This is a genomic window from Streptomyces thermocarboxydovorans, assembly GCF_039524635.1.
Lineage (GTDB): Bacteria > Actinomycetota > Actinomycetes > Streptomycetales > Streptomycetaceae > Streptomyces > Streptomyces thermocarboxydovorans.
On the sequence record NZ_BAAAGU010000040.1, the window covers coordinates 1 to 25431 of the forward strand.

The 25431-nt window shown below is 72.6% G+C and carries 25 protein-coding genes and 3 pseudogenes; 11 read left to right on the forward strand and 17 right to left on the reverse strand.

From position 1 onward, the window contains the following. Nucleotides 1-92: 92 nt before the first annotated feature. Both leuE and ABD198_RS19280 read right to left on the reverse strand, forming a co-directional pair. Nucleotides 93-749: a leucine efflux protein LeuE gene (leuE, locus tag ABD198_RS19275; RefSeq protein ID WP_344003227.1), complete on the reverse strand. Its 657-nt coding sequence runs from the start codon at nucleotides 747-749 to the stop codon at nucleotides 93-95. A gap of 127 nt (nucleotides 750-876) precedes the next feature. Then, nucleotides 877-2457 carry an acyl-CoA mutase large subunit family protein gene (locus tag ABD198_RS19280; RefSeq protein ID WP_344003229.1) on the reverse strand — a complete coding sequence of 527 codons (1581 nt, stop codon included), beginning with the start codon at nucleotides 2455-2457 and terminating at the stop codon, nucleotides 877-879. A gap of 167 nt (nucleotides 2458-2624) precedes the next feature. On the opposite strand from ABD198_RS19280, the gene ABD198_RS19285 reads away from it, so the two are divergent. Next, nucleotides 2625-3557, forward strand: a complete 933-nt coding sequence (locus tag ABD198_RS19285) for a L,D-transpeptidase family protein (protein WP_344003232.1) — start codon at nucleotides 2625-2627, stop codon at nucleotides 3555-3557. Nucleotides 3558-4231: 674 nt separating this feature from the next. On the opposite strand, the gene ABD198_RS19290 is transcribed toward ABD198_RS19285, so the two are convergent. From ABD198_RS19290 to ABD198_RS19325, 8 genes are all read right to left on the reverse strand, one after another. Next, the gene (locus ABD198_RS19290) at nucleotides 4232-5407 is read right to left on the reverse strand and encodes a hypothetical protein (RefSeq protein ID WP_344003235.1); all 1176 of its coding nucleotides are present in this window, start codon (nucleotides 5405-5407) and stop codon (nucleotides 4232-4234) included. Further along, a complete protein-coding gene (locus ABD198_RS19295) occupies nucleotides 5407-6081 on the reverse strand; it encodes an RNA polymerase sigma factor (RefSeq protein WP_344003238.1) in 675 nt (224 codons plus the stop codon). Before ABD198_RS19295 ends, ABD198_RS19290 begins: the two co-directional genes overlap by 1 nt. Nucleotides 6082-6561: 480 nt before the next feature. Further along, nucleotides 6562-7455 (reverse strand): hypothetical protein, encoded by an 894-nt coding sequence (locus tag ABD198_RS19300; RefSeq protein WP_344003241.1) that lies wholly within the window; start codon nucleotides 7453-7455, stop codon nucleotides 6562-6564. Between the two features lie 155 nt (nucleotides 7456-7610). Then, nucleotides 7611-8228, reverse strand: coding sequence for an RNA polymerase sigma factor (locus ABD198_RS19305; protein WP_344003244.1), 618 nt, complete (start codon nucleotides 8226-8228; stop codon nucleotides 7611-7613). 185 nt (nucleotides 8229-8413) lie between these two features. Beyond that, nucleotides 8414-8830 carry a hypothetical protein gene (locus tag ABD198_RS19310; RefSeq protein ID WP_344003247.1) on the reverse strand — a complete coding sequence of 139 codons (417 nt, stop codon included), beginning with the start codon at nucleotides 8828-8830 and terminating at the stop codon, nucleotides 8414-8416. Nucleotides 8831-9149: 319 nt separating this feature from the next. Continuing rightward, nucleotides 9150-9713 carry a hypothetical protein gene (locus ABD198_RS19315; RefSeq protein WP_344003250.1) on the reverse strand — a complete coding sequence of 188 codons (564 nt, stop codon included), beginning with the start codon at nucleotides 9711-9713 and terminating at the stop codon, nucleotides 9150-9152. A gap of 106 nt (nucleotides 9714-9819) precedes the next feature. After that, nucleotides 9820-10326 (reverse strand): hypothetical protein, encoded by a 507-nt coding sequence (locus tag ABD198_RS19320; RefSeq protein WP_344003253.1) that lies wholly within the window; start codon nucleotides 10324-10326, stop codon nucleotides 9820-9822. Between the two features lie 130 nt (nucleotides 10327-10456). After that, nucleotides 10457-12073 (reverse strand): beta-N-acetylhexosaminidase, encoded by a 1617-nt coding sequence (locus ABD198_RS19325; protein ID WP_425580511.1) that lies wholly within the window; start codon nucleotides 12071-12073, stop codon nucleotides 10457-10459. 363 nt (nucleotides 12074-12436) lie between these two features. Between ABD198_RS19325 and ABD198_RS19330 the strand changes: the two genes are divergently transcribed. The 5 genes from ABD198_RS19330 (at nucleotide 12437) to ABD198_RS19350 (ending at nucleotide 16492) form a co-directional block, all read left to right on the forward strand. After that, nucleotides 12437-12862, forward strand: coding sequence for a 2-oxo-4-hydroxy-4-carboxy-5-ureidoimidazoline decarboxylase (locus tag ABD198_RS19330; protein ID WP_425580512.1), 426 nt, complete (start codon nucleotides 12437-12439; stop codon nucleotides 12860-12862). A gap of 211 nt (nucleotides 12863-13073) precedes the next feature. Further along, nucleotides 13074-13454, forward strand: a complete 381-nt coding sequence (sdhC, locus tag ABD198_RS19335) for a succinate dehydrogenase, cytochrome b556 subunit (RefSeq protein ID WP_344003256.1) — start codon at nucleotides 13074-13076, stop codon at nucleotides 13452-13454. Between the two features lie 5 nt (nucleotides 13455-13459). Then, on the forward strand, nucleotides 13460-13942 hold the full coding sequence (locus tag ABD198_RS19340; RefSeq protein ID WP_344003259.1) for a succinate dehydrogenase hydrophobic membrane anchor subunit: 483 nt from the start codon (nucleotides 13460-13462) through the stop codon (nucleotides 13940-13942). A gap of 19 nt (nucleotides 13943-13961) precedes the next feature. Continuing rightward, entirely contained in the window at nucleotides 13962-15716 is a 1755-nt protein-coding gene (gene sdhA / locus ABD198_RS19345) for a succinate dehydrogenase flavoprotein subunit (RefSeq protein WP_344003262.1), read from the forward strand. Further along, nucleotides 15716-16492 carry a succinate dehydrogenase iron-sulfur subunit gene (locus ABD198_RS19350; protein WP_344003265.1) on the forward strand — a complete coding sequence of 259 codons (777 nt, stop codon included), beginning with the start codon at nucleotides 15716-15718 and terminating at the stop codon, nucleotides 16490-16492. The genes sdhA and ABD198_RS19350 overlap by 1 nt, the downstream gene beginning before the upstream one ends. Here the strand turns inward: ABD198_RS19350 and ABD198_RS19355 are convergent. Further along, on the reverse strand, nucleotides 16476-16718 hold the full coding sequence (locus tag ABD198_RS19355) for a hypothetical protein (protein WP_344003268.1): 243 nt from the start codon (nucleotides 16716-16718) through the stop codon (nucleotides 16476-16478). The two genes, ABD198_RS19350 and ABD198_RS19355, sit on opposite strands and share 17 nt — an antisense overlap. Before the next feature lie 54 nt (nucleotides 16719-16772). Here ABD198_RS19355 and ABD198_RS19360 point away from each other — a divergent pair. Next, a pseudogene (locus tag ABD198_RS19360) lies at nucleotides 16773-17218 on the forward strand (thiol-disulfide oxidoreductase DCC family protein). A 45-nt stretch (nucleotides 17219-17263) separates the two neighbouring features. Beyond that, a complete protein-coding gene (locus ABD198_RS19365) occupies nucleotides 17264-18016 on the forward strand; it encodes a TetR/AcrR family transcriptional regulator (RefSeq protein ID WP_344003271.1) in 753 nt (250 codons plus the stop codon). Nucleotides 18017-18080: 64 nt separating this feature from the next. On the opposite strand, the gene ABD198_RS19370 is transcribed toward ABD198_RS19365, so the two are convergent. From ABD198_RS19370 to ABD198_RS19380, 3 genes are read right to left on the reverse strand one after another with little or no spacing between them, the layout of a single operon-like run. Then, nucleotides 18081-18608 carry a cysteine hydrolase family protein gene (locus tag ABD198_RS19370; protein WP_344003274.1) on the reverse strand — a complete coding sequence of 176 codons (528 nt, stop codon included), beginning with the start codon at nucleotides 18606-18608 and terminating at the stop codon, nucleotides 18081-18083. 16 nt (nucleotides 18609-18624) lie between these two features. Beyond that, nucleotides 18625-19944, reverse strand: a complete 1320-nt coding sequence (locus ABD198_RS19375; protein ID WP_344003276.1) for a metallophosphoesterase — start codon at nucleotides 19942-19944, stop codon at nucleotides 18625-18627. A 24-nt stretch (nucleotides 19945-19968) separates the two neighbouring features. Then, nucleotides 19969-20217, reverse strand: coding sequence for an SCO4848 family membrane protein (locus ABD198_RS19380; protein ID WP_344003278.1), 249 nt, complete (start codon nucleotides 20215-20217; stop codon nucleotides 19969-19971). A gap of 172 nt (nucleotides 20218-20389) precedes the next feature. Between ABD198_RS19380 and ABD198_RS19385 the strand changes: the two genes are divergently transcribed. After that, a complete protein-coding gene (locus tag ABD198_RS19385) occupies nucleotides 20390-21667 on the forward strand; it encodes a D-alanyl-D-alanine carboxypeptidase family protein (RefSeq protein ID WP_344003281.1) in 1278 nt (425 codons plus the stop codon). Here ABD198_RS19385 and ABD198_RS19390 read toward each other — a convergent pair. The 3 genes and pseudogenes from ABD198_RS19390 to ABD198_RS19400 form a co-directional block, all read right to left on the reverse strand. Then, nucleotides 21615-22655 carry a YihY/virulence factor BrkB family protein gene (locus ABD198_RS19390; protein WP_344003283.1) on the reverse strand — a complete coding sequence of 347 codons (1041 nt, stop codon included), beginning with the start codon at nucleotides 22653-22655 and terminating at the stop codon, nucleotides 21615-21617. The genes ABD198_RS19385 and ABD198_RS19390 overlap by 53 nt on opposite strands. A 74-nt stretch (nucleotides 22656-22729) precedes the next feature. After that, a pseudogene (locus ABD198_RS19395) lies at nucleotides 22730-23104 on the reverse strand (UbiA family prenyltransferase); the annotation flags it as partial. Continuing rightward, nucleotides 23097-23633 carry a phosphatase PAP2 family protein gene (locus ABD198_RS19400; protein ID WP_344003286.1) on the reverse strand — a complete coding sequence of 179 codons (537 nt, stop codon included), beginning with the start codon at nucleotides 23631-23633 and terminating at the stop codon, nucleotides 23097-23099. The gene ABD198_RS19400 and the pseudogene ABD198_RS19395, both read right to left, overlap by 8 nt. 133 nt (nucleotides 23634-23766) lie before the next feature. On the opposite strand from ABD198_RS19400, the pseudogene ABD198_RS19405 reads away from it, so the two are divergent. Continuing rightward, nucleotides 23767-24553, forward strand: a pseudogene (locus ABD198_RS19405) (D-arabinono-1,4-lactone oxidase). Between the two features lie 22 nt (nucleotides 24554-24575). After that, nucleotides 24576-25331 carry a decaprenylphospho-beta-D-erythro-pentofuranosid-2-ulose 2-reductase gene (dprE2, locus tag ABD198_RS19410; RefSeq protein ID WP_344003289.1) on the forward strand — a complete coding sequence of 252 codons (756 nt, stop codon included), beginning with the start codon at nucleotides 24576-24578 and terminating at the stop codon, nucleotides 25329-25331. Nucleotides 25332-25431 lie beyond the last annotated feature (100 nt).

Genomic DNA, 25431 nt, shown 5'->3' on the forward strand with positions numbered 1-25431 from the left:
GCACGCACCAGACCCCGCTCACCGGTGCTGACAAGGCGCCGGCGATTCCCGCAGGCTGATCCAAACGAAAGGCCCTAAGAGCGGCTCGGTTGCTAGGCGCTCGCGAGCGAGAGCTTGGCCGCGAAGCCGAGGAACAGCGCGCCCGCGGCCGAGGTGGCCCCCGCCGCCAGCCGCCGCCTGCGGCGGAACGCCTCGGCCAGCCGGGTGCCGCTGAAGATCAGCAGCGAGAGGTAGAGGAAGCTCGCCGTCTGCAGCAACGCGCCCAGCACCACGAAGGAGAGCGCGGGGTAGGGGTAGCCGGGGTCGACGAACTGCACGAAGAAGGAGATCAGGAAGAGGATCGCCTTCGGGTTGAGCAGCGACACGATCAGGGCGCGGCGGTAGGGGTGTTCGTCGGCGGCGGACGTGGCGGCGGGGGACTCCGCCGGCTTCGCGGGCGCGCCCCGCTCCTTCCACATGGCCCACGCCGAGCGCAGCATCCCGTACGCCATCCAGGCGAGGTAGGCGGCTCCGGCGTACTTCACCACCAGGAACAGCAGCGGGGTCGTGCTGAGTACGGAGGCCGCGCCGAGCGCCGCCAGGGTCATCAGCACGGTGTCCCCGGTGAAGACACCGGCCGCCGCCACATAGCCGGTGCGTACGCCTCGGCGGGCGGCCACGGAGAGCACATACAGCGAGTTGGGGCCGGGGAGCAGGACGATCAGGACGAGACCTGCGAGGTAGGTGGGAAGATCGTGCACACCGAACATAGACAGGAGTGTCGCACGGAGACACGACTGTCATCTCCGGCTTTTCGCCAGGTGAGACACCCCGTGCGAGACACCCCATGTGAGACACCCCGTGTGAGACACCGCCGTGGGCGGGCCGGCGGGCGGCTCAGAAGACGTCGCTCGGCTCGTAGGTGCCCCAGACCTCCCGCAGGGCGTTGCAGACCTCGCCGACGGTGGCGCGGGCCTTGAGGGCCTCCTTCATCGGGTACAGGACGTTGTCCTCGCCCTCCGCAGCCTTCTGCAATGCGGTCAGGGCGCCGTCCACCGCCCGCTGGTCGCGTTCGGCGCGCAGCCGGGCGAGGCGTTCGGCTTGCTGGGTTTCGATGGCGGGGTCGACGCGCAGCGGCTCGTAGGGCTCCTCCTCGCCGAGCTGGAAACGGTTGACGCCGACCACGACCCGCTCACCGCTGTCGGTCTGCTGGGCGATCCGGTAGGCGTTCCGCTCGATCTCACTCTTCTGGAACCCGCGCTCGATGGCGTTGACCGCGCCGCCGAGGTCCTCCACCTTCCCCATCAGCTCCACGATCGCCGCCTCCAGATCGTCCGTCATCGACTCCACCACATACGAGCCGGCGAACGGATCCACCGTCGCGGTCACATCCGTCTCATACGCCAGCACCTGCTGGGTACGCAGGGCCAGCCGCGCCGACTTGTCCGTGGGCAGCGCGATCGCCTCGTCGAACGAATTCGTGTGCAGCGACTGCGTCCCACCCAGCACCGCCGCCAGCCCCTGGACGGCGACGCGCACCAGGTTCACCTCCGGCTGCTGCGCGGTCAGCTGCACCCCGGCCGTCTGCGTATGGAACCGCAGCATCATCGACTTCGGATTCCGCGCCCCGAACTCCTCCCGCATCACCCGCGCCCAGATCCGGCGCGCCGCACGGAACTTGGCCACCTCCTCCAGCAGCGTGGTGCGCGCCACGAAGAAGAACGACAGCCGCGGGGCGAAGTCGTCCACCTCCATCCCCGCCGCCACCGCCGTGCGCACGTACTCGATGCCGTCGGCGAGGGTGAACGCGATCTCCTGCGCGGGCGAGGCCCCGGCCTCGGCCATGTGATAGCCGGAGATGGAGATGGTGTTCCACCGCGGCATCTCCGCCCGGCAGTACTTGAAGATGTCCGCCGTCAGCCGCAGCGACGGCTTCGGCGGGAAGATGTACGTGCCGCGCGCGATGTACTCCTTCAGCACATCGTTCTGGATCGTCCCCGTCAGCTGCCCCGCACTGACCCCCTGCTCCTCCGCCACCAGCTGATACAGCAGCAACAGCAGCGCCGCCGGCGCGTTGATCGTCATCGACGTCGACACCTGGTCCAGCGGGATCCCGGCGAACAGCACCCGCATGTCCTCGACCGAATCGATCGCCACGCCCACCTTGCCGACCTCGCCGTGCGCGATCGGCGCATCCGAGTCGTGGCCCATCTGGGTGGGCAGGTCGAACGCCACCGACAGCCCCGTGGTGCCGTGGGCGATCAGATCCCGGTAGCGGGCGTTCGACTCCGCGGCCGTCCCGAACCCGGCGTACTGGCGCATCGTCCAGGGCCGAGTGGTGTACATCGTCGGGTACACCCCACGGGTGAACGGATACGACCCCGGCTCACCCAGCTTCTCCCCCGGATCCCAGCCCTCCAGCGCCCCCGGCCCGTACACCGGCTCGATGGGCAGTCCGGACTCCGACTCGCGCGCCATGGTGTGAGCCTCCCGCCGGTCGGTGGGTGATGGGTACAGGATGTCGTTCGGTCACTCACCACCATGCCCCGTTGTTCGGAACCCTTCACGCCAGGGGAGACATCTGTCAGACGAAGGCCAGGTGGTGTCCCGGTGAGACGGCGGGGGCTTGGGTGCGTAGGACGGGCATGAGGAAGAGAACGAGCGCCACCGTCTCGGCGCTGGCGGCCGTGTCGCTCTGTGCGGCGGCCGGGTGCACGGTGCAGCCTGGCGACGGAGACGGCAAGCAGGCTCCCTTCCGGATCTATTGGCCGAGCGAGACGCCGTCCGGGGCGGAGAAGCCCCGGCCGAAGAAGTCCGCCGACGCGCGGACGGCCCCACCGCCGCGGCCCGCACCTCCGCGCCCCGCGCCGCCGCGGCCCGCGCCGCCGCGGCCCGCGCCGAAGAAGTCCCCGCCGAGGAAGCCCGCGCCCCCTCCGGCCGCGCCCTCGAAGGTGCTGTGGTCCCGCGGTGACACCGGACGTGACGTCCGTGAGCTCCAGGCCCGGCTGCGCCAGGCGGCCTGGCTGTTCCACGGGCCGACGGGCCGGTACGACGCGCCGACGGAGAAGGCCGTACGGGGCTTCCAGGCCAAGCGGGGGCTGCCGCGCACCGGGTCGGTCGACGCGGCGACCTGGCAGCGGCTGGTGCGGATGACGCGTGAGCCCGGCAAGTGGGAGCTGTATCTGATGGGCGGGCAGCCGGCCGACGCGCCCGACCCGCGCTGCCGGACCGGGCGGGTGCTGTGCATCAGCAAGTCGAGCCGGACCCTGCGCTGGATGATCGACGGGCGCACCCTCATGACCTTGCCGGTGCGCTTCGGCTCCCGGGGCACCCCGACCCGCGAGGGCGTCTTCCGCGTCTACTGGAAGTCCCGGCACCACGTCTCCACGCTCTACGACTCGCCGATGCCGTACGCGATGTTCTTCAGCGGCGGCCAGGCGGTGCACTACTCGGCCGACTTCGCCGCCCGGGGCTACGCCGGTGCCTCGCACGGCTGCGTCAACGTACGGGACGAGGCGGCCATCGCCCGGCTGTTCGGGCAGGTGCGCAAGGGCGACAAGGTCGTCGTGCACTGGTGAGGCCGGGCACGGCGACAGAGAAGTGGGAGAAGAGATTCGGGGCGCGGGCGGGACCGGGGGAACGTGTCCCGCCCGCGCCGATGGCACGAGCCGCAGGTACGGGGGGAACCCCGGCTCTGTGCGACGGCCGATGACCAGTCGGCTCACTCATTACTGCGCCGCGGCCTCCAAAAACGTCACACCCTCAACGAAAAAATTTTAGGCATTGACAAAATCGCAGGTCAGAGGCGCTGGTGGGTCGGCGGAGGGAGCGAGGACCCGGGTGACACCGGGTTGGGCAGGGCACCGGGACGGGTCGAGCCGGGCGCCGGGCGGGCCGGGCAGGAGGTCACGGCGGGCCGGGCCGGGTCGGTCGGACGCCGAACCGGGCAGGGCGCCGGGGCGGGCGGGTCGAGTCGGGCGCCGGGGCGGGGCGTGCGGAGTGTCCGGGCAGGTCGGGCGGGGTGTAACGACGGGCCGGGTCGGGTCGAGCGCCGGGGCGGGCGAGTCGCATCGGGCGCCGGGTCTGGTCGGGCAGGGCGTCACGGCGGGCCGGGGCGGGCCGGCCAGGCCGGGCGGGCGCCGAACCGGGCAGGGCGCGGGCCTCATCGGGCGGTGCGCGGGTCTGATCGGGCGGGACGCCGGGGCAAGCAGTCGGACTGTGGCCGGGTCAGGCGGAGGGACAGTGCGCCAGGTCAGGCGGTCAGTGAGACGGTGCCCGTCACTCCGGTGCCGCCGGCCCGGGCGGTGAGACGGGCGTGCCCGGCGCGGCGGATGCCGGGGCCCGCGTCGTCGGCACGCCGGCGCTCGGCGCGGGTGTGCCGGTCGTTCCGGTCGTTCCGGTCGTTCCGGTCGTAGCGGTTCTTGCCGCCGTGCCGGTGCTTCTTGTCGCCGTGGCTGCCGTGACCGCCGCGCTTGTCGCCGTCCTTGTCCGCGTCACCGCCGTCGTCCGTGCGGTCGCGGGAGTCGGAACCCTCGCGGGAGTCCGAACGCTCGCGGGAGTCCTGCTCGCCCTTGCCGAACTTGGAGCCGTAGCCCGCCGCGGCCAGCACGCCCTTGCAGTAGCGGCCGACGCGGGCGGAGTCACCGGCCGCGCTCTGGAGCAGGCGGCGGCGGTCGCCGTCGAGGTGCCGGCCGTCGCGCAGTGCGCGGCAGGCGGCGACGGTCTCCTTCCAGCCCCGGCCCGCACGGGACCCCGGGTCCTTCGAGTCCGTGCCGGGCGCCGCCGGGGCGCCCCTGTCCGGGCCCTGGTCACCGGAGGTGGCGGGCCCGCCCGGCCGGGCCGAGCCGGCCGCGCCCTGGGAGGGCCGCCCACCGTTCTCGTCCGGGGTGGCTCCGCCGCCCGTGCCCTTGTCCGGCGGGGGCGTCACCAGGGGGCGCTCGTTCGGGGTGGCGCTGGCCGTCACGGAGGCGGCCGGGTCGGACCCGGGGTCGCCGGCCGGGCCGGGGAAGGCTCCGGTTCCGGCCAGGGCGGCGGCCCCGCCGACCATGCCGGCGGCCATCGCCGCGGCGAGCGCCAGCCGCACCGGGCGGGTCCAGCGCGACCGGCGGACGGTTGCGGTTGCATCGGGGCGCGAACCGCCGATGCGGACGAGCCCCGCCTCCAGGGTCCGAGTGCCGCCGCCGCGTTCGGCGCCGGCGGTCTCGAACCGGCCCTCCCGCTCCTCGCGCGCCTTGCGGAAGGCGGCCAGGGCCGCGGCCTCGCCGGGGAGTTCTTTGCAGGTCAGCGGGGGCGGAGCGAGCGCACCGAGGGTCCGGGCGAGCCGTTCGGCCTTCTCCCGTGCAGCCGGATCGGCGGCTTCGGGCGGCAGTCCGCTCAGCAAACGCTCCGCCGTGTCGCGGTCCAGCCACCCGTGCTGCTCGTCGGCCATCACATGTCCTTCTGCGTCCGCGCTCGCATATGCGTCACACTCGCGGACGTCACCGCACGCCGGTGCGGTTCTCGCTGCGGCGGAAGGGCGTCGAGCACCCCAGCGGATTCCGGATGCGTCTCCGGGTCGTCGCCGATCATGTCCGCCAGCCGTTTCAGGCCCCGGTGCGCGGCGGTCCGTACGGCGCCGGGCCGCTTGCCGAGCGTCTCGGCGGCGGTCTTCGCGTCGAGGCCCACGACCACGCGCAGCACCACGGCCTCGGCCTGGTCCTGCGGCAGCCGGGAGATCAGGGAGAAGGTGCCGTCGGTGGCGAGGGCCTCGATGGCCTCGCCCGCGGTGTCCGACTCGGCGGCCCGCCCGGCCAGCTCGGTCTCGTCGCCACCGATGGCGGGACGGCGGCCGCGCATGCGTATGTGGTCCAGGGCGCGGTTGCGGGCGATCCGGGCGGCCCAGCCACGGAAGCGGTCCGCGTCACCGCTGAACCGGTCCAGGTCACGGGCTATCTGCAGCCAGGCCTCGGAGGCCACGTCCTCGGCGTCGGGTTCGCCGACGAGTGTCCTCACGTATCCCAGCAGCCGCGGATGCACGGCGCGGTACACAGTCCGGAACGCGGTCTCGTCCCCGTCCTGTGCCGCACGCACCGCGGCGGTCAGCTCCGCGTCGTCCCCCAGCACCGCAGGCCCTTCTGCGCCCCAACCGGCGCCGCTTACGCGGACCGGGTCGCTCGCTGTGTTTCCTCGTCTGGTCGTGCGGTCGTCGCGGCGTCAGAACCGCAGGTGGTCGCGGTGGTCCTGCACCCGCCACGATGGCGCGAAAGGCACGTTACGACCTGAAACCACTCGCCGTCCATGTCTGTCCAGGATGCAACTAACCCGTGACACAGCGGGGTGTGACAGAAAACGCACCCCCGGCGCTGTAGGAAGTACGGGCCGCCGCGCGGTCCGTGCCGCGCGACGGCCGGGGCCTCTCCTGTGGGGGGTGGCGGCCCCGGCCGTTGCTTTGGCCGTGGCACACCGCCGCCGCCACAGGCGCGTCCGGTGTCGTACGGCCTGAGCGTTCCGCCTGGTGACCTGTTCAGGTTACGGGTGTGCAGGTTACGGGGTCCCGCCGCCCGGCCGGCCGGGCGCACCCCGGTCGCCGCTCTCATCCTCGGTTCAGCCGCCCTGACCGGCGGTGGGCAGGCTCCCGGAGCCGTTCGCGTCCCGGGCCGGCCCGGTGGGCACCTTGTCCGGGATCTCCGGGATCTCCGCCTTCTTCGGGATCTCCGCGTTCTCCGGAATCTCCGTGTTCTCCGGGATCTCCGGAATCTCCTGGCTTCCCGCGCTCTCCCCGCGTTGCGCGTTTCCGGCGTTCTCCGTGTTGTCCGCGTTGTCTGCTTTGTTCGCGTTCTCGTCTTTCTCGGGGGTCTCGGCATTCCCGGCGTTCCGTTCCCCGGTCATTTCCGCGCAGTAGGCGTCGACCTTCTCCTCGCCGCCCGCCGCGGTCACCAGGCGCTGCCAGGCGGGGGCCTGCAGCGCCTTGCCCCGGTCGCGGACCTTCTCGTAGGCGCGGCAGTGGGCCTCGGTGTCCCGGGCGCGGGCGGGGCGGGAGGTGTCGGATGTCTCGTCGGTGGCCGTGGCGCCGGGCGCCGGGCGGCCGGTGGGCGGGGCGGACGAACGGGGCGAGGAGGGGGTGGTTGTGGTGCGGTCGCGGTCGGCCGGCGCGTCCTGGCCGGATCCGGGGGTGCCGATGCCCGCCACGGCGACGCCGCTGAGGGTGAGGCCGCCTAGCACCACGCCGAGCAGGGCCTTCACGGAGTGGCCGCCCAGCCGCCGCCGGCGTGGGCGCCAGTCGTCGCGGCGCCGGGTGCGCGCCCGGTGTGCTCCGCTGTCGCGGGCGGCGCGGAAGGCGGCGAGGATGCGCCGCTCGGCCTCGGCGGCGTCCGACCCGGCGGACCGGCGGACGGCGGCGGCCAGGTGCTGCTCCAGCGCGGCCTGGTCGAAGACGCCGGTGCGGCCGTCGGCGTGCCGACGGCCGGAGGACGTCTGGCCGCTGTGCCGTTCACCCATGTCCGCTGTCCGTTCCCGTCCGGTTGCGCGACCGGTCCGACGTGTCCTGTGTGCCGGCCGTGCGCCCGCGCCCGTACGTACGGCTCATAGCCCCGGCCGTCTCATCCGCCGCGCCGGCCGGCCGGCACCGTGTCCGGTACCGGGGCCGGGGCCGTTCACTTCGACTCCCCCAGCGTGCGGCGCCCGTCATCCGTCACACCCGTCGCGCCGAGTTCCTTCGCCAGGCGCCTCAGGCCCCGGTAGGCGGCGGTGCGCACCGCGCCGGGCCGCTTGCCGAGGACGCGGGCGGCGGCGTTGCCGTCGAGGCCGACGACGACCCGCAGCAGCACCGCCTCGGCCTGGTCGCGGGGCAGAGAGCGGATCAGCCTCAGGGCGTACTCCATGGACAGCGACTCCAGCACCTGGTCGTGGGTGCTGTGCGGGCCGGGCAGGTCCAGCACGTCCTGTTCCAGCGCGGTGCCCTGGGGCCGTACGCGCTGCCGCCGCAGGTGGTCCAGTGCGCGGTGCCGGGCGATGGTCGCCGTCCAGCCGCGGAAGCCCGCCCCGTCGCCCCGGAACCGGCCGAGGTCCCGGGCTATCTCCAGCCAGGCGTCGGAGGCGACGTCCTCGGCGTCGTCGCCGACCAGTCCGCGCAGATAGCCGAGGAGTCCGGGCTGCACGAGGCGGTAGGCGACCGCGAAGGCGGCCTCGTCGCCCTCCTGGGCCCGCGCGACGGCCGCGCCCAGTTCCCCGTCGTGCGCGTGCACGCGGCGGGGTTCGCCTGCCTGGCCCAAGAACTGTCCTCGTCCGTACCGGTTCGTAGCGACTCCGCACCGTTCGGCACGGTCGTTCTCGCCTGCGTCCTCCACGGTCAACAGCGCCGGGCCGTCGGCAAGTGTCACAGCGGGGCCGTGACGGAGCCGGGTGTGCGGCTTCGTCCGCGAGGTTCCGGGGGCCATGTCGCCTGGGTGCGCCGTTCTCAGCGCCTCGGCGTTCCGCGGGTGGCGTCCCGGCAGAGCAGGCGCAGGGAGCCGTCGCCGGTGTAGCAGCGGCGGGCCTCCTCGATGGGGTCCCAGAGGCGGCCGTCCGGGGTGCGCACCCAGTGGTCGCCGCCCGAGGCCCACCACTCGCCGCCGGTCTGACGGACGATCACCTCACCGGCGTAGGCCCCGAAGCCGCGCAGCACCGTCTCCACGGCGGGGTACGGGGCGGACTCGCGGCGTATGCCCTCGATCATCCGGTCGACGCTCCACAGGCTGCGGGCCGAGTAGTCGAGGCGCAGCCGTGCTCCCTCGCGCATCGCGGCCACGGCGTCGGCCGCCCACCGGACGGGTTTGGCGGCGGCGTTGGGCCGGGTGGTGTGCTGCTGGGTCGTCGCGTTCGTCGCAGTCGTCACATGAGGAAGAGCGCGGTGGCACCGTGTTCCGTCACCGGGATCCGGGCGTGTTCCCGCAACCGGCGCCGGATCGGCGCAGGTCCGCCTCAGCTCCCCCGCACCTCTGTCACAGACGGGGGCCTGGAGGGGGTCCCTAGAGCCTGTCGTTTGGATCAGCCCGCGGACGCGGGGTCTGGCACGCACATCTGCGGCGTTGTCACCGGTTGCCGATGCTCCGCATCGGCGCCCTCCTCCGCCTTGCAGCTGCACGCACCAGACCCCGCTCACCGGTACTGACAAGGCGCCGGCGATTCCCGCAGGCTGATCCAGACGAAAGGCCCTAGCCGTCGCGGCGGCTGCGGCGGGAGAGGGCGGCGCGCAGGACGCGGCGGCCCTCGGTGGTCACCTCCAGGGCGCGGCGCAGCCCGGCCGGGCCGTGCGCGGAGAGGACCTCCAGGACGGTGACCTGGCGGCGCAGTTCGGCGGCGACGAGCGGGGACATGCCGTCGGTGCGGCCCTCGCGGGGCGCGTCGACGCTGTGGGCGGGGTCCTCGGCGGGGTCGGCGCCGTCGAGGAGGCGGTGGATGCGCAGGGCGGCGACGGAGCTGGCGTCGGCCCACGGCCGCAGGTCGCCTGCGCTGCGTTCGGCCGGGGCGGCCTCCAGCATGCGGTGGGCGAGGGTGACGGCCTCGTCGTCGCCGCAGGACTGGTCGAGCTTGTCGCGCACCTTCGCCAGCTGCTCCGGCCAGTCGCCCGGGTCGGCGTCCAGGGAGAGGCCTGCCCACAGCGGGCGCAGCACCTCGTCGTCGCCGCCCAGCAGGGGCACGCACCGATCCAAACAAGCCAACCCGCTCACGGCCAGCCCGAGCTCGTCGGCCTGTGCGATCCGTTCCACCAGGCTCATCCACGCCTCCCTCAGCGGGTTTCCCGGGCCCTCGGCGGGGCCCCGACGGGCCTTCTTCCTCACGGAGCCCGCATTTCCCCTTACTGCGTGCGACGGCCCGGTAGTGTCACTCGGGCACCACGCCGAGCCGGTCGAGCAGCCGGAAGAAGAGGTTTTCGGCCACCGGGTCGGGGTCGGCGGACAGCACCTCCACCAGGTCGTCGGCGGACGCGGTGTGCCCCGCCTCGGCGGCCCAGCCGACGGCGCGCCGGGCGGCGTCGCGGGGTTCCAGGAAGTAGTCGTCGACGGTGAGTTCCTCCTCGCCGCCGCCGAGGTAGCGGGCCATGGCGGTGCGGGCCAGGCAGGTCGTCCAGGCGCCGCTCCCGGGGGCGGCCGCCTCCACCACCACGCAGTCGCTGTCCATGACGTAGCCGAACAGCGCGGGAGCGCCGGTCTCCCGGGCGAGGTCGTTCATGTTCCCGATGTCGCCGCCGGCGCTCGGGTACTCCCACACCTGCCAGCCGCCCGGTGCCGAGGTGCGCAGGGTCATTCCCTGGGCGGCACCGGCCAGCGCGTCCAGTCCGGCGAGCGGCCGCTCCGCGCGGCCCACGACGAAATACCCCCAAAAGCCCATGTGTCGGTGTTCCCCCTGGTGTTTCGGTTCCGGCTCAGCAGAACACCACCACAGTCGTACGGCAGTTCGCAGGCGTATGCGGCAATCCGCCCGGACGTGTGCGGCGTGCGCGGCCGGCGGGCCCGGAGGGTCAGCCGAGCCGGTCCGCCAGGGCGCGGAACTCGGTCCAGGACAGCTCCGGCCGGCCGGGGTCCCACAGCTTCTGGACGGTGGCCCGCAGCGGCATCCGGATGCCGGCCGCGACCTGCTCCTGGGTCTGGGCGCGGGGCAGGTCGCCCCAGATGGCGAAGGAGCCGCCGAGTATCTGGGCGTCGTAGCGCTCCGGCACGGCGGTGGTGCCGCGCAGCACCCGCGGCGTCCACTGCTCGTAGATGCGCTGTCCGGTCGGGTAGGTGAAGGTCAGCGGCTCGCCGAGGACGTAGTAGAGGAACTCGTCGTTGTAGTTGACGACCTTGCGGCCCTCGGCGAGGTACTCGACGGGCTGACGGGCGCCGATCTCCTTGCCGGTCCAGTAGGCGACCTGGATGTCCTCGGCGGCCTTCACCGAGCCGCCGCGGAAGAAGCCGTCGTTCCAGGCGCGGGGGGTGCGGCCCTTGGCCCTGACGGTGGCGGCGCGGTCGTTGAGCCAGCCGGTGGTCAGGTCCTCGACGGTGGCGCCGGAGCCGTACCGCTCGCGCGCGGCGGCGGCGAGGCCCGGGAAGGACGCCTCGGGGTCGGAGACCACCAGAGCCTGGTACTCGTCGCCGCCGAGGTGCCACTGGCTGCCCGGGAAGAGCCCGGCGTACTCCTCGAGCAGGTCGTCGACGATCCGCGCGGACTTCTCCTTGGAGATGTCGATGGCGCCGCGCACGGCACCGCCGCCGGTGTTGCGCAGCTGCAGATCCGGGTGGGCGGCGATGACCGCGCCCAGGTGTCCGGGCGAGTCGATCTCGGGCACGACGGTGATGTGCCGGCTCCTGGCGAGGTCGACGATCCGCTTCACCTGCGCCTTGGTGAGGTGCTCCCGGGACACCACCTCGGGGTGCGAGTCGGACTCGATGCGGAAGCCCTGGTCGTCGGAGAAGTGCAGCCCCAGCTCGTTGAACTTCAGGTCGCCGAGCTCGCGTATCCGGTCCTCGATCCAGTCGGCGGTGTAGTGCTTGCGGGCGATGTCCAGCGACAGCCCGCGCCGGGGTTTGGCGGGCGCGTCGCGCACGACGCCCTCGGGGGCGGTCCCGGCGCCCTTGACGGCCTGCTTGAGGGTGCGGGTGCCGTAGAAGACGCCGGCCTCGCCGGGTCCGCTGACGGTCACCCGGCCGCCGCGCACGGTCATGGTGTAGGACTCGGGGTTCGCCCCGGCGCCGCGGTTGAGCACCAGCCGCAGGTCGCCGGCCTTCTCGTCGTCCTTCTCCCCCGCGTAGGTCAGGCCCAGCTCACCGGCTATCAGCCGGCCCTCGTCGGCGAGGGCGGGGTCGTCCACGACCACCCGGTGTCCGCGCGCCGGGCGCCAGCCCGGGCCGCGTTCGGCGGTGTGCTCGCGGACCGCGGGTATGGTCCGCGGCGCCTTCGACAGCGGGTAGGAGCGGGTGGGGCTGGGGCTGTCGCCGGGCGTGGTCCCGGCGGCCTCGTCGGAGCCCTCCGCGCGTTCCCCGGTGGAGGCGGCGGCCGGGCCCCCGGAGGCGCCGTCGTCGCCGGCGGAGGCCCACAGTCCGAGGCCGACACCGGTCCCGGCGACCAGCGCGGCGGCGGTCAGCGCCACCACCGCCACCCGTCGCTGCTTGATCCGCTGCACGGATGCCCGACGCCGGTGCTGCCCCTGCTGCCTGTGCTGACTCACACCGCCAACCTAAGGCCCATCCAGGTGATGGGCGTCGTCGAGCTGTTCTGAAACTCTCCCGTGCGAGTGAATTTCCGGCATCGATCGGACACCTCGTGGACTCACTCGATAACGTGATGTCACAACTCTCACACCATCCACCGGACCCACACGCGACACCCACGAGGACTTACGCTGCCTGCGCACCGTCTCCCAGACCTCCCCGGCCGTGTCGCCATACCCGGTCAGTCCCGCGGCGCAGCGCCGCTGACCCTCTTCAACACGGCCCCGCCCGACATCGCGGAACGCACCCTGCTGACCTGCCTGCACAGCCCCGCCTGGGCCCGGCTCGTCGCCGGCCACCGCCCCTACCCGGACGCGGACGCCCTGCTGGCCGCCGCCGACGAGGCGGCCTACGACCTGGGTGCGGCCGACCTCGCCGAGGCGCTGGCCGCCGAGTCCCTGCCGGCCCTTCCGGAGGACACCTACTCGGCCGCCCACACAGCCCTGAACGCCGCACAGGCGGCCTACGAGGCACGATTCGGACACGCGTTCGTCATCTGCCTGGACGAGGTCCCCGCCGAGGAGCGCCTGGACCGGATCCTCGGCGACATCCGGTCACGATTGGCCAACGATCCGGAGGAGGAGCGCCTGGTGGCCGCGGAGCAGCTGCGGCGCCTGGCCAGGGGCCGTCTGCGCCGCTGCCTCAAGGGCGCCGGGGACTGCGCTACCAGCCGCTGACGGCCACGCCCGGCGCAAATCCGTCCATACCGCCCCGCAAGCCGCTCCCCTAGCCCAGAAGCGTGCCACTTTGATCACACCCCCCGACCCCCGCTGAGCGCCACGCCGACGGATGGCTACGATGCTGGGGGCCGGTGGACCGTACCCGGCCGGGCCCGACCGACACGACAAGCCGGCGCGGCCCCAATCCCCGCTCCCGGAGGAAACTTCCGTGCCGGCTGGAACGCTGTACCGCGGCCGGGAAGGAATGTGGTCCTGGGTGGCTCACCGAGTCACCGGCGTCCTCATTTTCTTCTTCCTGTTCGTTCACGTGCTGGACACCGCTCTCGTGCGGGTGTCCCCGGAGGCCTACGACAAGGTCGTGGCCACGTACAAGACGCCGATCGTCGCGCTGCTGGAGTACGGCCTCGTCGCCGCCGTCCTCTTCCACGCGCTCAACGGCCTGCGTGTGATCGCCGTCGACTTCTGGATCAAGGGGGCCCGGTACCAGAAGCAGATGCTCTGGACCGTCGTCGCCGTGTGGGTCGTGCTGATGCTGGGGGCGATCTACCCCGTCCTCGGCCACGCCGCTCGTGAACTGTTCGGGAGCTGACGCCCATGTCCACGACTGAAACCCCCGCCTCCGGCATCGGCCCCGTCGAGGGCGAGTCCCTCTACTCCGTCGACAACCCGGCGCCGGTCATCGAGCCCCCGCGCAAGCGGACCAAGAAGACCCCGAAGACCACCCGCGGCAACTTCGAGATGGCCGCCTGGCTCTTCATGCGCCTGTCCGGTGTGGTGCTGGTGGTCCTGGTCATCGGCCACCTGCTGATCCAGCTCGTGCTGGACGGCGGCGTGTCCAAGATCGGCTTCGCCTTCGTGGCGGGCCGCTGGGCCTCGCCGTTCTGGCAGGTCTGGGACCTGCTGATGCTGTGGCTGGCGATGCTGCACGGCGCCAACGGCCTGCGCACGGTCATCAACGACTACGCCGAGCGGACGAACACCCGTCTGTGGCTCAAGGGCCTGCTCTACACCGCCACGGTGTTCACCATCCTGCTGGGCACGCTGGTGATCTTCACCTTCGACCCGAACATCCGCTAGGCACGGGGCTGCGAGAATCATGAAGATCCACAAGTACGACACCGTCATCGTCGGCGCCGGTGGCGCCGGTATGCGTGCCGCCATCGAGGCGACCAAGCGCAGCCGCACCGCTGTCCTGACCAAGCTCTACCCCACCCGCTCCCACACGGGCGCCGCGCAGGGCGGCATGGCCGCCGCGCTGGCCAACGTGGAGGAGGACAACTGGGAGTGGCACACCTTCGACACGGTCAAGGGCGGTGACTACCTGGTCGACCAGGACGCCGCCGAGATCCTGGCGAAGGAGGCCATCGACTCCGTCCTCGACCTGGAGAAGATGGGCCTGCCGTTCAACCGCACCCCGAACGGCACCATCGACCAGCGCCGCTTCGGCGGTCACAGCCGCAACCACGGCGAGGCCCCGGTCCGCCGCTCCTGCTACGCGGCCGACCGCACCGGCCACATGATCCTCCAGACGCTGTACCAGAACTGCGTCAAGGAGGGCGTGGAGTTCTTCAACGAGTTCTACGTCCTGGACCAGCTGATCACCGAGACGGACGGCATCAAGCGGTCCGCCGGCGTGGTGGCCTACGAGCTGGCCACCGGCGAGATCCACATCTTCCAGGCGAAGTCCGTGATCTACGCCTCCGGCGGCTGCGGCAAGTTCTTCAAGGTGACCTCCAACGCGCACACCCTGACCGGTGACGGTCAGGCGGCCGTGTACCGGCGGGGCATCCCGCTGGAGGACATGGAGTTCTTCCAGTTCCACCCGACCGGCATCTGGCGCATGGGCATCCTGCTGACGGAGGGCGCCCGCGGTGAGGGCGGCATCCTGCGCAACAAGGACGGCGAGCGCTTCATGGAGAAGTACGCGCCGGTCATGAAGGACCTCGCCTCCCGCGACGTCGTCTCCCGCTCCATCTACACGGAGATCCGCGAGGGCCGCGGCTGCGGTCCCGAGGGCGACCACGTCTACCTGGACCTCACCCACCTGCCGCCGGAGCAGCTGGACGCCAAGCTGCCGGACATCACCGAGTTCGCGCGCACCTACCTCGGCATCGAGCCCTACACGGACCCGATCCCGATCCAGCCGACGGCGCACTACGCCATGGGCGGCATCCCGACCAACGTCCAGGGCGAGGTGCTGGCGGACAACACCACCGTCGTGCCCGGCCTGTACGCGGCCGGCGAGGTCGCCTGCGTCTCGGTGCACGGCGCCAACCGCCTGGGCACCAACTCGCTGCTGGACATCAACGTGTTCGGCAAGCGGGCCGGTATCGCGGCGGCCGAGTACGCGCAGAACGCCGACTTCGTGGAGCTGCCGGAGAACCCGGAGGCCTTCGTCGCCGAGCAGATCGAGCGGCTGCGCACCTCCACCGGCAACGAGCGGGTCGCCCAGCTCCGCCGGGAGCTGCAGGAGACCATGGACGCCAATGTGATGGTGTTCCGCACCGAGCAGACCATCAAGACGGCGGTCGAGAAGATCGCCGAGCTGCGCGAGCGCTACAAGAACGTCGCCATCCAGGACAAGGGCAAGCGGTTCAACACGGACCTGCTGGAAGCGATCGAGCTGGGCAACCTGCTGGACCTCGCCGAGGTCATGGCGGTGTCCGCCCTGGCCCGCAAGGAGTCGCGCGGCGGTCACTACCGCGAGGACTACCCGAACCGCGACGACGTCAACTTCATGCGCCACACCATGGCGTACCGCGAGGTCGGCGCCGACGGCACCGAGACCGTCCGTCTGGACTACAAGCCGGTCGTCCAGACCCGCTACCAGCCGATGGAGCGTAAGTACTGATGGCTACCCCTGTTCTGGACCAGGACGCGGCCGGCAAGCCCGGGCCTTCTTCCGTCGAGTCCCCGTACATCACGGTCACCTTCCGGGTCCGCCGGTTCAACCCGGAGGTCTCGGCGGAGGCGACCTGGGAGGACTTCCAGTTCGAGATCGACCCCAAGGAGCGGGTCCTCGACGGTCTGCACAAGATCAAGTGGGATCTGGACGGCACGCTGACCTTCCGCCGCTCCTGCGCCCACGGCATCTGCGGCTCCGACGCCATGCGGATCAACGGCAAGAACCGCCTGGCGTGCAAGACTCTGATCAAGGACATCAACCCGGAGAAGCCGATCACGATCGAGCCCATAAAGGGCCTGACGGTCCTGAAGGACCTGGTCGTGGACATGGAGCCGTTCTTCCAGGCGTACCGGGACGTGATGCCCTTCCTGATCACGAAGGACACCAACGAGCCGACGCGCGAGCGTCTGCAGTCGGCGGAGGACCGGGAGCGCTTCGACGACACCACGAAGTGCATCCTGTGCGCGGCCTGCACCACCTCCTGCCCGGTGTTCTGGAACGACGGCCAGTACTTCGGCCCGGCCGCCATCGTCAACGCGCACCGCTTCATCTTCGACTCGCGTGACGAGGCCGGCGAGCAGCGCCTGGAGATCCTCAACGACCGCGACGGCGTCTGGCGCTGCCGCACGACCTTCAACTGCACGGACGCCTGCCCGCGCGGCATCGAGGTCACCAAGGCGATCGCCGAGGTCAAGCGAGCCCTCATCACCCGCCGCTACTGAGCCAACGCCAGCACAGCCCCGGCGAGGGCCCCGTCTCCTTCGGGAGACGGGGCCTTTTCGCTTGGTGCGGGACGGCGCCCCAGAGACCGATCGAGCTGCGGTTGTCCGGGCCGAGCGCCCGCATCGCCTGGGCGGCGGCCCGGTCCAGGTCCCCGGCGGCGACGTGGTTGCGTATCCGCGCCAGACGGGACTTCGGCCCGCGACTGCTGAACGTCGTCTTCCCCATGGCCGACGACAGTAGGGGCCCGCACCGACAACTGCCGTTGTCCGCCGGCTCACCGTGCTGTACGACGCCGGCTGCTCGCTGTGCCGGTTCCTGCGCGACTGGCTGGCCCGGCAACGGCAACTGGTGCCGCTGGAGTTCGTCCCGGCCGGGTCGGAGGAGGCGCACCGGCGGTTCCCCGGCCTCGATCACCGGGGCACGCTGGAGGAGACCTGCCCGTCGTCGGCGACGCCGGGCAGGTCTACCGGGGCGCCGCCGCCTGGGTGGTGACGCTGTGGGCGCTGCGCGAGCACCGCCCGCTGGCGCACCGGCTGAGCACCCCGGCCGGGGCCCGGCTCGCCAAGGGGGCCGTGCTGGCCGCCGCCAAGTGGCGCGGCACGCAGTGGGGCGGCGGGGCGTACCGGCGCGGCGACGGCTGGACGTACGACCCGCGCCACGGCTGGTACCACACGCCTCCCGGGTGCGCGGACGGCACCTGCTCCGGCCCGCCGGCCCCGCGCTGACGGACTCCCGCAGGGCCCCGTCCCCCTGGCGTTAGGCTCCCTACCGTGTCCGCGAAGAACGACGGCGCCGGCGACGGCGGCGCACCCAGCAAGTCCGAGCAGACCCGTGCCCTGATCCTGGAGACGGCCATGCGGCTGTTCCAGGAGCGCGGCTACGACAAGACCACGATGCGGGCCATCGCCAAGGAGGCCGGGGTCTCCGTCGGCAACGCGTACTACTACTTCGACGGCAAGGAGCACCTGATCCAGGGCTTCTACGACCGGATCGCCGCCGAGCACCAGGTGGCGGTCCGGGAGGTGCTCGCCCGGGAGACCGACCTGGAGGCGCGGCTTGCCGGTGTGCTGAAGGCGTGGCTGGACATCGCCACGCCGTACCACGAGTTCGCGGTGCAGTTCTTCAAGAACGCCGCCGACCCGGACAGCCCGCTCAGCCCGTTCTCGCCGGAGTCGGAGCACGCCCGCAACGAGGCGATCAGCGTGCACCGGGCGGTGCTGGCCGGGACGAAGACCAAGGTGCCGGAGGAGCTGCGGGACATCCTCCCCGAGCTGATGTGGCTGGCCCAGATGGGGCTCTGCCTGTACTGGATCTTCGACCGCACCGAGGGCCGGGAGCGCAGCTACCGGCTCGCCGAGCGCGGCGCCCGGCTCACCGCCCGCGGTGTGGCGCTGGCCCGCTTCCGGGTACTGCGCCCCCTGGTGCGGGACGTGCACGAGCTGTTCACGGAGTTCCTGCCCGGGATGACCAGGGCCCTGCCCGACCCGGCGGCGCGGCGGGCGTCCGCCGGCCGGGGGGCCTGACGCGGCGGACGCCCGGACCGGGCCCGGCTGGGCTGCTTTCGCTCGGACTGCCTCAGGCGGCGCTTCAGCCGGCGGGCGCGTTCACCAGGTCGGCGACCCGGGCGGTGCGGGCGCCGAGGGCGGTGAGACGGTCGAGGGCCTCGCGGTACTGGGCCTCGTCCACGCTCGCGGTGGCGTCCTCGGCGACCGTCACGCGATAGCCCAGGCGCAATGCGCCCGCGGCGGTGGCCGCGACTCCGTGTGCGGTGGACAGCCCGGCCAGCACCAGCTCGGTGACGTTCTCGCCGCGCAGCAGGGCGTGCAGCTCGGTGCCCTCGAAGGCGTCGAGGCTGTGCTTGGTGACCAGATGGTCGCCGGTGCGCGGCTCGCAGCCCGGGACGAGCTGGTTGCGCGGGGCGGTGACGCCGCCGTCCGCGCCGTCGGCGCTCATGTGCCGGACCAGGACGACGACCGAGGAGTCGTGGCCGGTGAAGTGCTCGCGCAGCCGTCCGCACGCCTCGACGACGGCGGGACCGCCGATCGGCTCCCAGGGCATGCCGACGATCCACCGCTGGAGATCGATCAGCACAAGTGCCGTGCGCGTACCTGCCATTGGTTCCCCCGAGGAGTCAGGCCTGGCGGGAGGCCAGTTCGACGACCGTGATGTCGGAGGGGGCGCCCACGCGGGTGGGCGGCCCCCAGGCGCCGGCGCCGCGGGTGACGTACAGCTGGGTGTCGCCGTAGCGCTCCAGGCCCGCCAGGGTGGGGTTGGCGGTGGAGGCGATGAGGTTGCCGGGCCACAGCTGGCCGCCGTGGGTGTGGCCGGAGAGCTGGAGGTCGACGCCGTGGTCGACGGCCTCGTGGATCAGCACCGGCTGGTGGGCGAGCAGCACGCAGGCGCGCTCACGGTCCCGGTCGCCGAGGGCGCGTGCGAAGTCGGGGCCCTGGCCCTCGTCCTCGCCGGCCACGTCGTTGACGCCCGCGAGGTCGAAGTGCGGCAGCTCCGTGCGGGCGTTCTCCAGCGGGCGCAGGCCGAGCCGGCGGACCTCCTCGACCCACTGCTCGGCGCCGGAGAAATACTCGTGGTTGCCGGTGACGAAGAAGGCGCCGTGCCGTGCCCTGAGCTGGGCGAGGGGGGCGGCGGCCGGGCCGAGGTCCTTCACGCTCCCGTCCACCAGGTCGCCGACGACCGCGATCAGATCGGGCTGGGTGGCGTTGATGGTGTCGACGACCTTCTGCGCGAAGCCGCGCCCGAGCACGGGCCCCAGGTGGATGTCGCTGACCACCGCGATCCGGTAACCGTGGGCCGCGCGGGGCAGTTTGGCGAGCGGCACGGTGACCCGCTTCACCTTCGGGCCGCGCAGCACGCCATGGGTGCCGTAGCCGACGGTGGCCACGGCGGCGGCAGCGGCGGCCCCGCCGACGACCCGGGAGACGAAGAGCCGGCGGGACGGGCCGGTGGGGTCGGTGGGGGTGCCGCCGGAGTTCGCGGTGTCCTTTGCGGTGGAGTCGCCGGAGCCGGCAGAGGTGTCGGAGTCGGCGGGCTCGCCGGCCGGGGCCGGGGCCGTGCCTGCCGGTATCGAGGCGGGCTCCGGCGCGGGTACCGGTGCCGCCGCCCGCCGGCGCCCCCGGCGCTCCAGCACCCTGCGCAGCACGGGCCGTACGAGTTCGCCCGCCAGGACGCCGAGGAGCAGGTACAGGGAGAGGGCCAGCCACAGGAAGCCGGGCCAGGCCAGGGTCCGCTGGAGCCAGAACGGGGCCCCGGCCCGCTCGGCGACCAGCGCGCCGATGGTCAGGGCCCAGCCGCCGACGATCGCCACCGCGCCCGCCCGGCGCACCGCGCCCGGACCGCGGGTGGTGTCCCGAAACAGGCGGCGCCACACGTACCAGTTGCCCGTCACCAGGACGGCCAGCACGAGCAGCGCGATGAGCACGAATGCGACGGCCACGGCGTCCAGTTCCCCTGTTTCCGGTCAGGACGTCCGTGACGTCCGGCTCAGTGCGCGCAGTCCACGCAACCCGATGACCCCGATGACCGTCCCCCATACGAAGGAGACGACGGCCAGCAGCAGGTGCACCCAGAAGTACGCCGTGGGCTCGCCGCCGTCGAAGGCCAGACCGCTGCTGTCCTTGACCAGGTTTCTGACGAAAGTGATCCAGATGACCCAGCTCCACACCCCGAAGGCGAGCAAGAACCAGGACACGGGGCGGCTGAGTTTCACCAGAGAAGACCTTTCGTCACAGCGCCGGGCACCCTCGGTCGCCCGGGGGTCCGGAGGGTGTCCCCCGGATGTGCACAGCATGGGTCCAGTATCACCGGGGCGGGCGGGGCTCCTCTCGCCGGGTGGGGCCCGGGTGGGGACACGCGCGGAGGCGGCAGGTACGTTTCCGGTCGTGCCCGCACCCAAGACAACCCTGCGGCGATCGCTGCTGGTCGCCTCCGCCGTCCTCGTGTCCGCCGCGCTGACCGCGCCCGCCGCCGTGGCGAAGCCGAGCCCCGGCACCAGCCCGTCGGCGAAGCCCCCGGCGAAGATGTCGGCCGTCGGCGGTCCCCGGCTCGCCAAGCCCGGCACCCAGGTCAATCTGGCCCCGGGTGTGCCGGTGCTGCCGAAGGGGATATCCGCGCGGTCCTGGATCGTCGCCGACGCCGAGTCGGGCGAGGTGCTCGCCGCGCACAACGCGCACTGGCGGCTGGCCCCGGCGAGCACCCTGAAGATGCTGTTCGCGGACACCCTGCTGCCCAAGTGGCCGAAGACCACCAAGCACAAGGTGAAGCTCTCCGACCTGGCCGGGGTCGGCCCCGGTTCCAGCATGGTCGGCATCAAGGAGGACGAGACCTACACCGTCCACGACCTGTGGCTGGGCGTGTTCCTGCGCTCCGGCAACGACGCCGTGCATGTGCTGTCCGCCATGAACGGCGGCGTGGAGCCGACGGTCGCCGAGATGAACAAGCACGCCGAGGAGCTGCAGGCCCTCGACACGCATGTGGTCAGCCCGGACGGCTATGACGCGCCCAAGCAGGTGTCCTCCGCGTACGACCTGACCCTGATCGCCCGCTCCGGGATGCAGAAGAAGGACTTCCGCGAGTACGCCTCCACGGTCCGCGCGAAGTTCCCGGGTGAGACGAAGAAGAACAAGAAGGGCAAGAAGGTCCGGGAGTCCTTCGAGATCCAGAACACCAACCGGCTGCTGACCGGCGACGCGGACGTGCCGGTCTACAAGGGCATCGCCGGCGTGAAGAACGGCAACACCACCAACGCGGGCGCCACTTTCACCGGGGTCGCCGAGCGCGACGGCAGGGTGCTGCTGGTCACCGTGATGAACCCGGAGAAGAACGTGCACAACGAGGTCTACAAGGAGACCGCGAAGCTGTTCGACTGGGGGTTCAAGGCGGCCGGGAAGGTCGAGCCGGTGGGTGAACTGGTGCCGCCGAAGGGCGCTCAGGCCGGCGGGGCGGGCTCCAGTGCCTCCCCCGGTCAGGCGGGCGGCTCCTCGCAGGGTGCGGGCGGCGGTGAGAAGCCGGTGGCGAGCGCCCCGGCGGGCGGCTCCAGCGGAATCGGCGTGGCGCTGTCCATCACCGGCGGTGTGCTGGCGCTGCTGGCGGGGGCGGCGTTCCTGGTCAACCGTCGCTGGCCGCTGCCCGATCTGGTGCGCCGCCGCCCTCGCGACTGACCGGGCCCTCCTCGCGACCGACCGGACCGCCCTCGCGACCGACCGGACCGCCCTCGCGACCGACCGGACCGCCCTCGCGAGTGACGGTGCCCTCCTGGTGAGGGGCCGGGCCGTCCTCGTCCGCCGCGGCGGCCCCGGCCTCCTTGCTCGGGGTCGCCGTCCAGGCGGCGCAGAACAGCACCAGTTTCGAGGTGAAGTTGATCCACAGCAGCAGGGCCACCGGGACGCCGAACGCGCCGTACATGCTCTTCGCGGCCACGCCCTGCAGATAGCCGCTGAGCAGCAGCTTCAGCAGCTCGAAGCCGACCGCTCCGGTCAGCGCCGCCACCACCAGGCGGCGCCGGGCCGGTTCCACGCCGGGCAGCAGGGTCAGCACATAGAGCAGGAGCAGGAAGTCGGCGCCGACGGCGACAGCGAAGGCGGCGATCCGCAGCAGCGCACCGCCCCAGCCGCCCTCCTCCAGGCCGATGGCGTCACTGATCCGGCCGACCAGCGCGGTGGCGACGGTGGAGGCCGCCAGGGTGATCAGCAGCGCGCCGCCGAGCCCCAGCAGGACGCCCAGGTCCTTGGCCTTGCGCAGGACGGGGTTCTCCTCCTCGTCGGGCAGCTCCCACACCGCGCGCAGGCACTCCCGGGTGGATCCGGCCCAGCTGACGCCGGTGAACAGCAGCAGCACACCAGCGATCAGACCGACCGTGCCGGCGTTCTCCACGAGGCCGTCGATGTTCAGCCGGTCGGCGATGCCGGGGATCTGGTCGGCGAGCTTGTCCTGGAGGGTGTCCTGCTGCTTCTGGCTGAGCGTGGCGGCGGCGATCGCGGCGGCCACGGTGAGCAGCGGGAAGAGCGCGACGAAGCTGGTGAAGGTCATCGCGGCGGCCAGCCGCGTCCAGTGCACGCGGTCCAGCCGCTCGTACGTCCGCCACGCGTGGGTGAGCATCAGCCGGGCGAACCACGGCCCGACGGCCGGAAGCCTCTTCAGCCAGTCCATGATCCGTCCCTGCCCGTGCGGTGAAGGTGCGATGTTCTCGATGAGCAACCCATGTTCTGATGTCCCGTCAGTCAGGCGGCGGTGAGCGGGGCGAGCACGGCGAGGGCGGCACCGGTGGCGCAGGCGACGGGGGCGGGCACCTGGCCGGCGGCGACCGGGCGGTGGCGTTTGACGGGGTGGGCGCGGTCGGCCTCGGCGTCGCGGGCGTCGTTGAGCAGGTGGACGGCGGCGGACGCGGCCGTGAACAGGGCGAAGACCAGGGCGAGTTCGGTCAGCGCATGCCGGGTGATGAGCCGGCCGGCGGCGGCCGGGGCGGCGATCACCAGGACGTTCTTGACCCACTGCTTGGGGCGTGCGGTGATCAGCAGACCCCTGAGCAGCTCGCGGGTGCCTCGCGGCGGGGGCTGCTCGCGCCGGTCGCCCCGGCGCAGGACCACGGTGTCAGTCACGGGCGCCCTCCCTGATCCAGCGCAGGCCCAGCCCTGCGGTGAGCGCGCCGAGGGCGGCGCCGGCCGCCACGTCGGAGGGGTAGTGGACGCCGGCCACCACCCGGGACAGGCAGACGGCCGCGGCGAGCGGTACCGCTGCGGGCGCGCCCAGCGCCCCGAAGGCGAGGGCGGCGGCGGCCGAGGAGGCGGCGTGCGAGCTGGGGAAGGAGTGCCGGCACCGGGTGCCGACGAGCGGTTCGACGTGCGCGGGGCGCGGGCGGCGTACGACCCGTTTGAGACCCGAGCTGGCGGCGTGGGCGCCCGCGGTGAGCGCGGTGCCGCGCAGCCAGGCGCGGCGCCTTCGGTGGTCCACGGCGGCCGCGGTGAGACCCGCCGCGAACCAGAGCGCTCCGTGCTCCCCCGCCCGGGACAGGGCGCGCGCGGCACCGGCCACGCGCGGGTTTGCGCCGCACGCCCGCAGGGCGGTGACGATCCGGTGGTCGAGGGCGCGGGGGCCGAGCGGGAGCCTCGGGTCCTGGTGGTCGTCCATGTGGACTCACTGTCCACACCGCTCCCGCCCGGGGACCGTCCCTCTTGAACGACATCCCATTAATCACCCATTTCGACGAGGAGACTGACGTTTCACAAACAATCGCTCAAACAAGGGCGATACGGTCACCGCCATGCTCGCCGAGACCGTTTCCGTCACGGGGTGGGGCCGCACCGCTCCCACCGCCGCCCGGCTGATCCGCCCGCGGACGTACGAGGAGGCCGCGGCGGCCGTCCGGAGCTGCGGGGCCCGCGGGGGGATCGCCCGGGGCCTGGGTCGGGCCTACGGGGACGCGGCGCAGAACGCGGGCGGTGCCGTGCTGGACATGACCGGACACCTCCCGCCTGCCGGCCGCCCCCGCCTTCCTGCCCGACGGGCTGCTCAGCCGCACCACCGTCGGCCTGTTCAACGAGCTCTGGTACCGCAGGGCGCCCCGCACCCGCACCACCCGGCTCCAGCACCTGACCGCGTTCTTCCACCCCCTGGACGGGGTGCCGCACTGGAACCGGGTCTACGGCCGCGGCGGCTTCGTGCAGTACCAGTTCGTGGTGGGCGAGGGGCGGGAGGAGACGCTGCGCCGGATCGTGCGGCGGCTGTCGGACCGCCGCTGCCCGTCCTTCCTGGCCGTCCTCAAACGCTTCGGCCCCGCCGATCCCGGCTGGCTGTCCTTCCCCGCACCCGGCTGGACCCTGGCCGTGGACATCCCGGCGTCGCTGCCGGGCCTGGGCCCCTTCCTGGACGAGCTGGACGAGGAGGTGGCCGCCGCCGGGGGCCGTGTCTACCTCGCCAAGGACGCCCGGCTGCGCCCCGACCTGCTCGCGGCCATGTATCCGCGGCTCGACGACTTCCGCGCCCTGCGCGCGGAGCTGGACCCGCGCGGGGTGTTCATGTCCGACCTGGCCCGCCGCCTCGACCGGTAGAACCGCGACCCTGGAGCTGCTCGTGAAGGACGCCTTCGGCCTCCCCCAGTCCCTGCTCGTCCTCGGCGGTACCTCGGAGATCGCCCTGGCCACCGCCCGCCGTCTGATCGCCCGCCGCACCCGCACGGTCTGGCTGGCGGGCCGCCCCTCCCCCGCGCTCGACCAGGCCGCCGAGCATCTGCGCGGTCTGGGCGCGCAGGTGCACACGGTCCCCTTCGACGCGCTGGACCCCGCCTCGCACGAGGAGACGCTGGGCAAGGTCTTCGCGGAGGGCGACATCGACATGGTGCTGCTGGCCTTCGGCACCCTAGGCGACCAGGCCACCGACGAACGCGACCCGCAGGCCGCGGTGCGGGTCGCGCAGACCAACTACACCGGGGCGGTCTCGGCGGGCCTGGTGTGCGCCGCCGCCCTGCAGAACCAGGGCCACGGCTCCTTGGTGGTCCTCTCCTCCGTCGCCGCCGAACGCGCCCGCCGCGCCAACTTCATCTACGGCTCCAGCAAGGCCGGCCTGGACACCTTCACCCAGGGGCTCGGCGACGCCCTGTACGGCACGGGGGTCCATGTGATGGTCGTACGCCCCGGCTTCGTCCGTACCCGGATGACCGCGCGGCTGCCGGAGGCTCCGCTGGCGACCACCCCGGAGGCGGTCGCCACGGCCATCGAACTGGGCCTGCGCCGCCGCTCGGAGACCGTTTGGGTGCCCGGCGCGCTGCGGGTGGTGATGACGGTGCTGCGGCATCTGCCGCGGGGGGTGTTCCGGCGGCTGCCGGTGTAGCGCCGGCGGCGTGGGCGGTGGCGGTGAACGTCGGCGCGTGACGGTGATCGTCAGCGCGTGGCGGTGAACGTCAGCGCGCGGCGGTGAACGTCAGCACGTG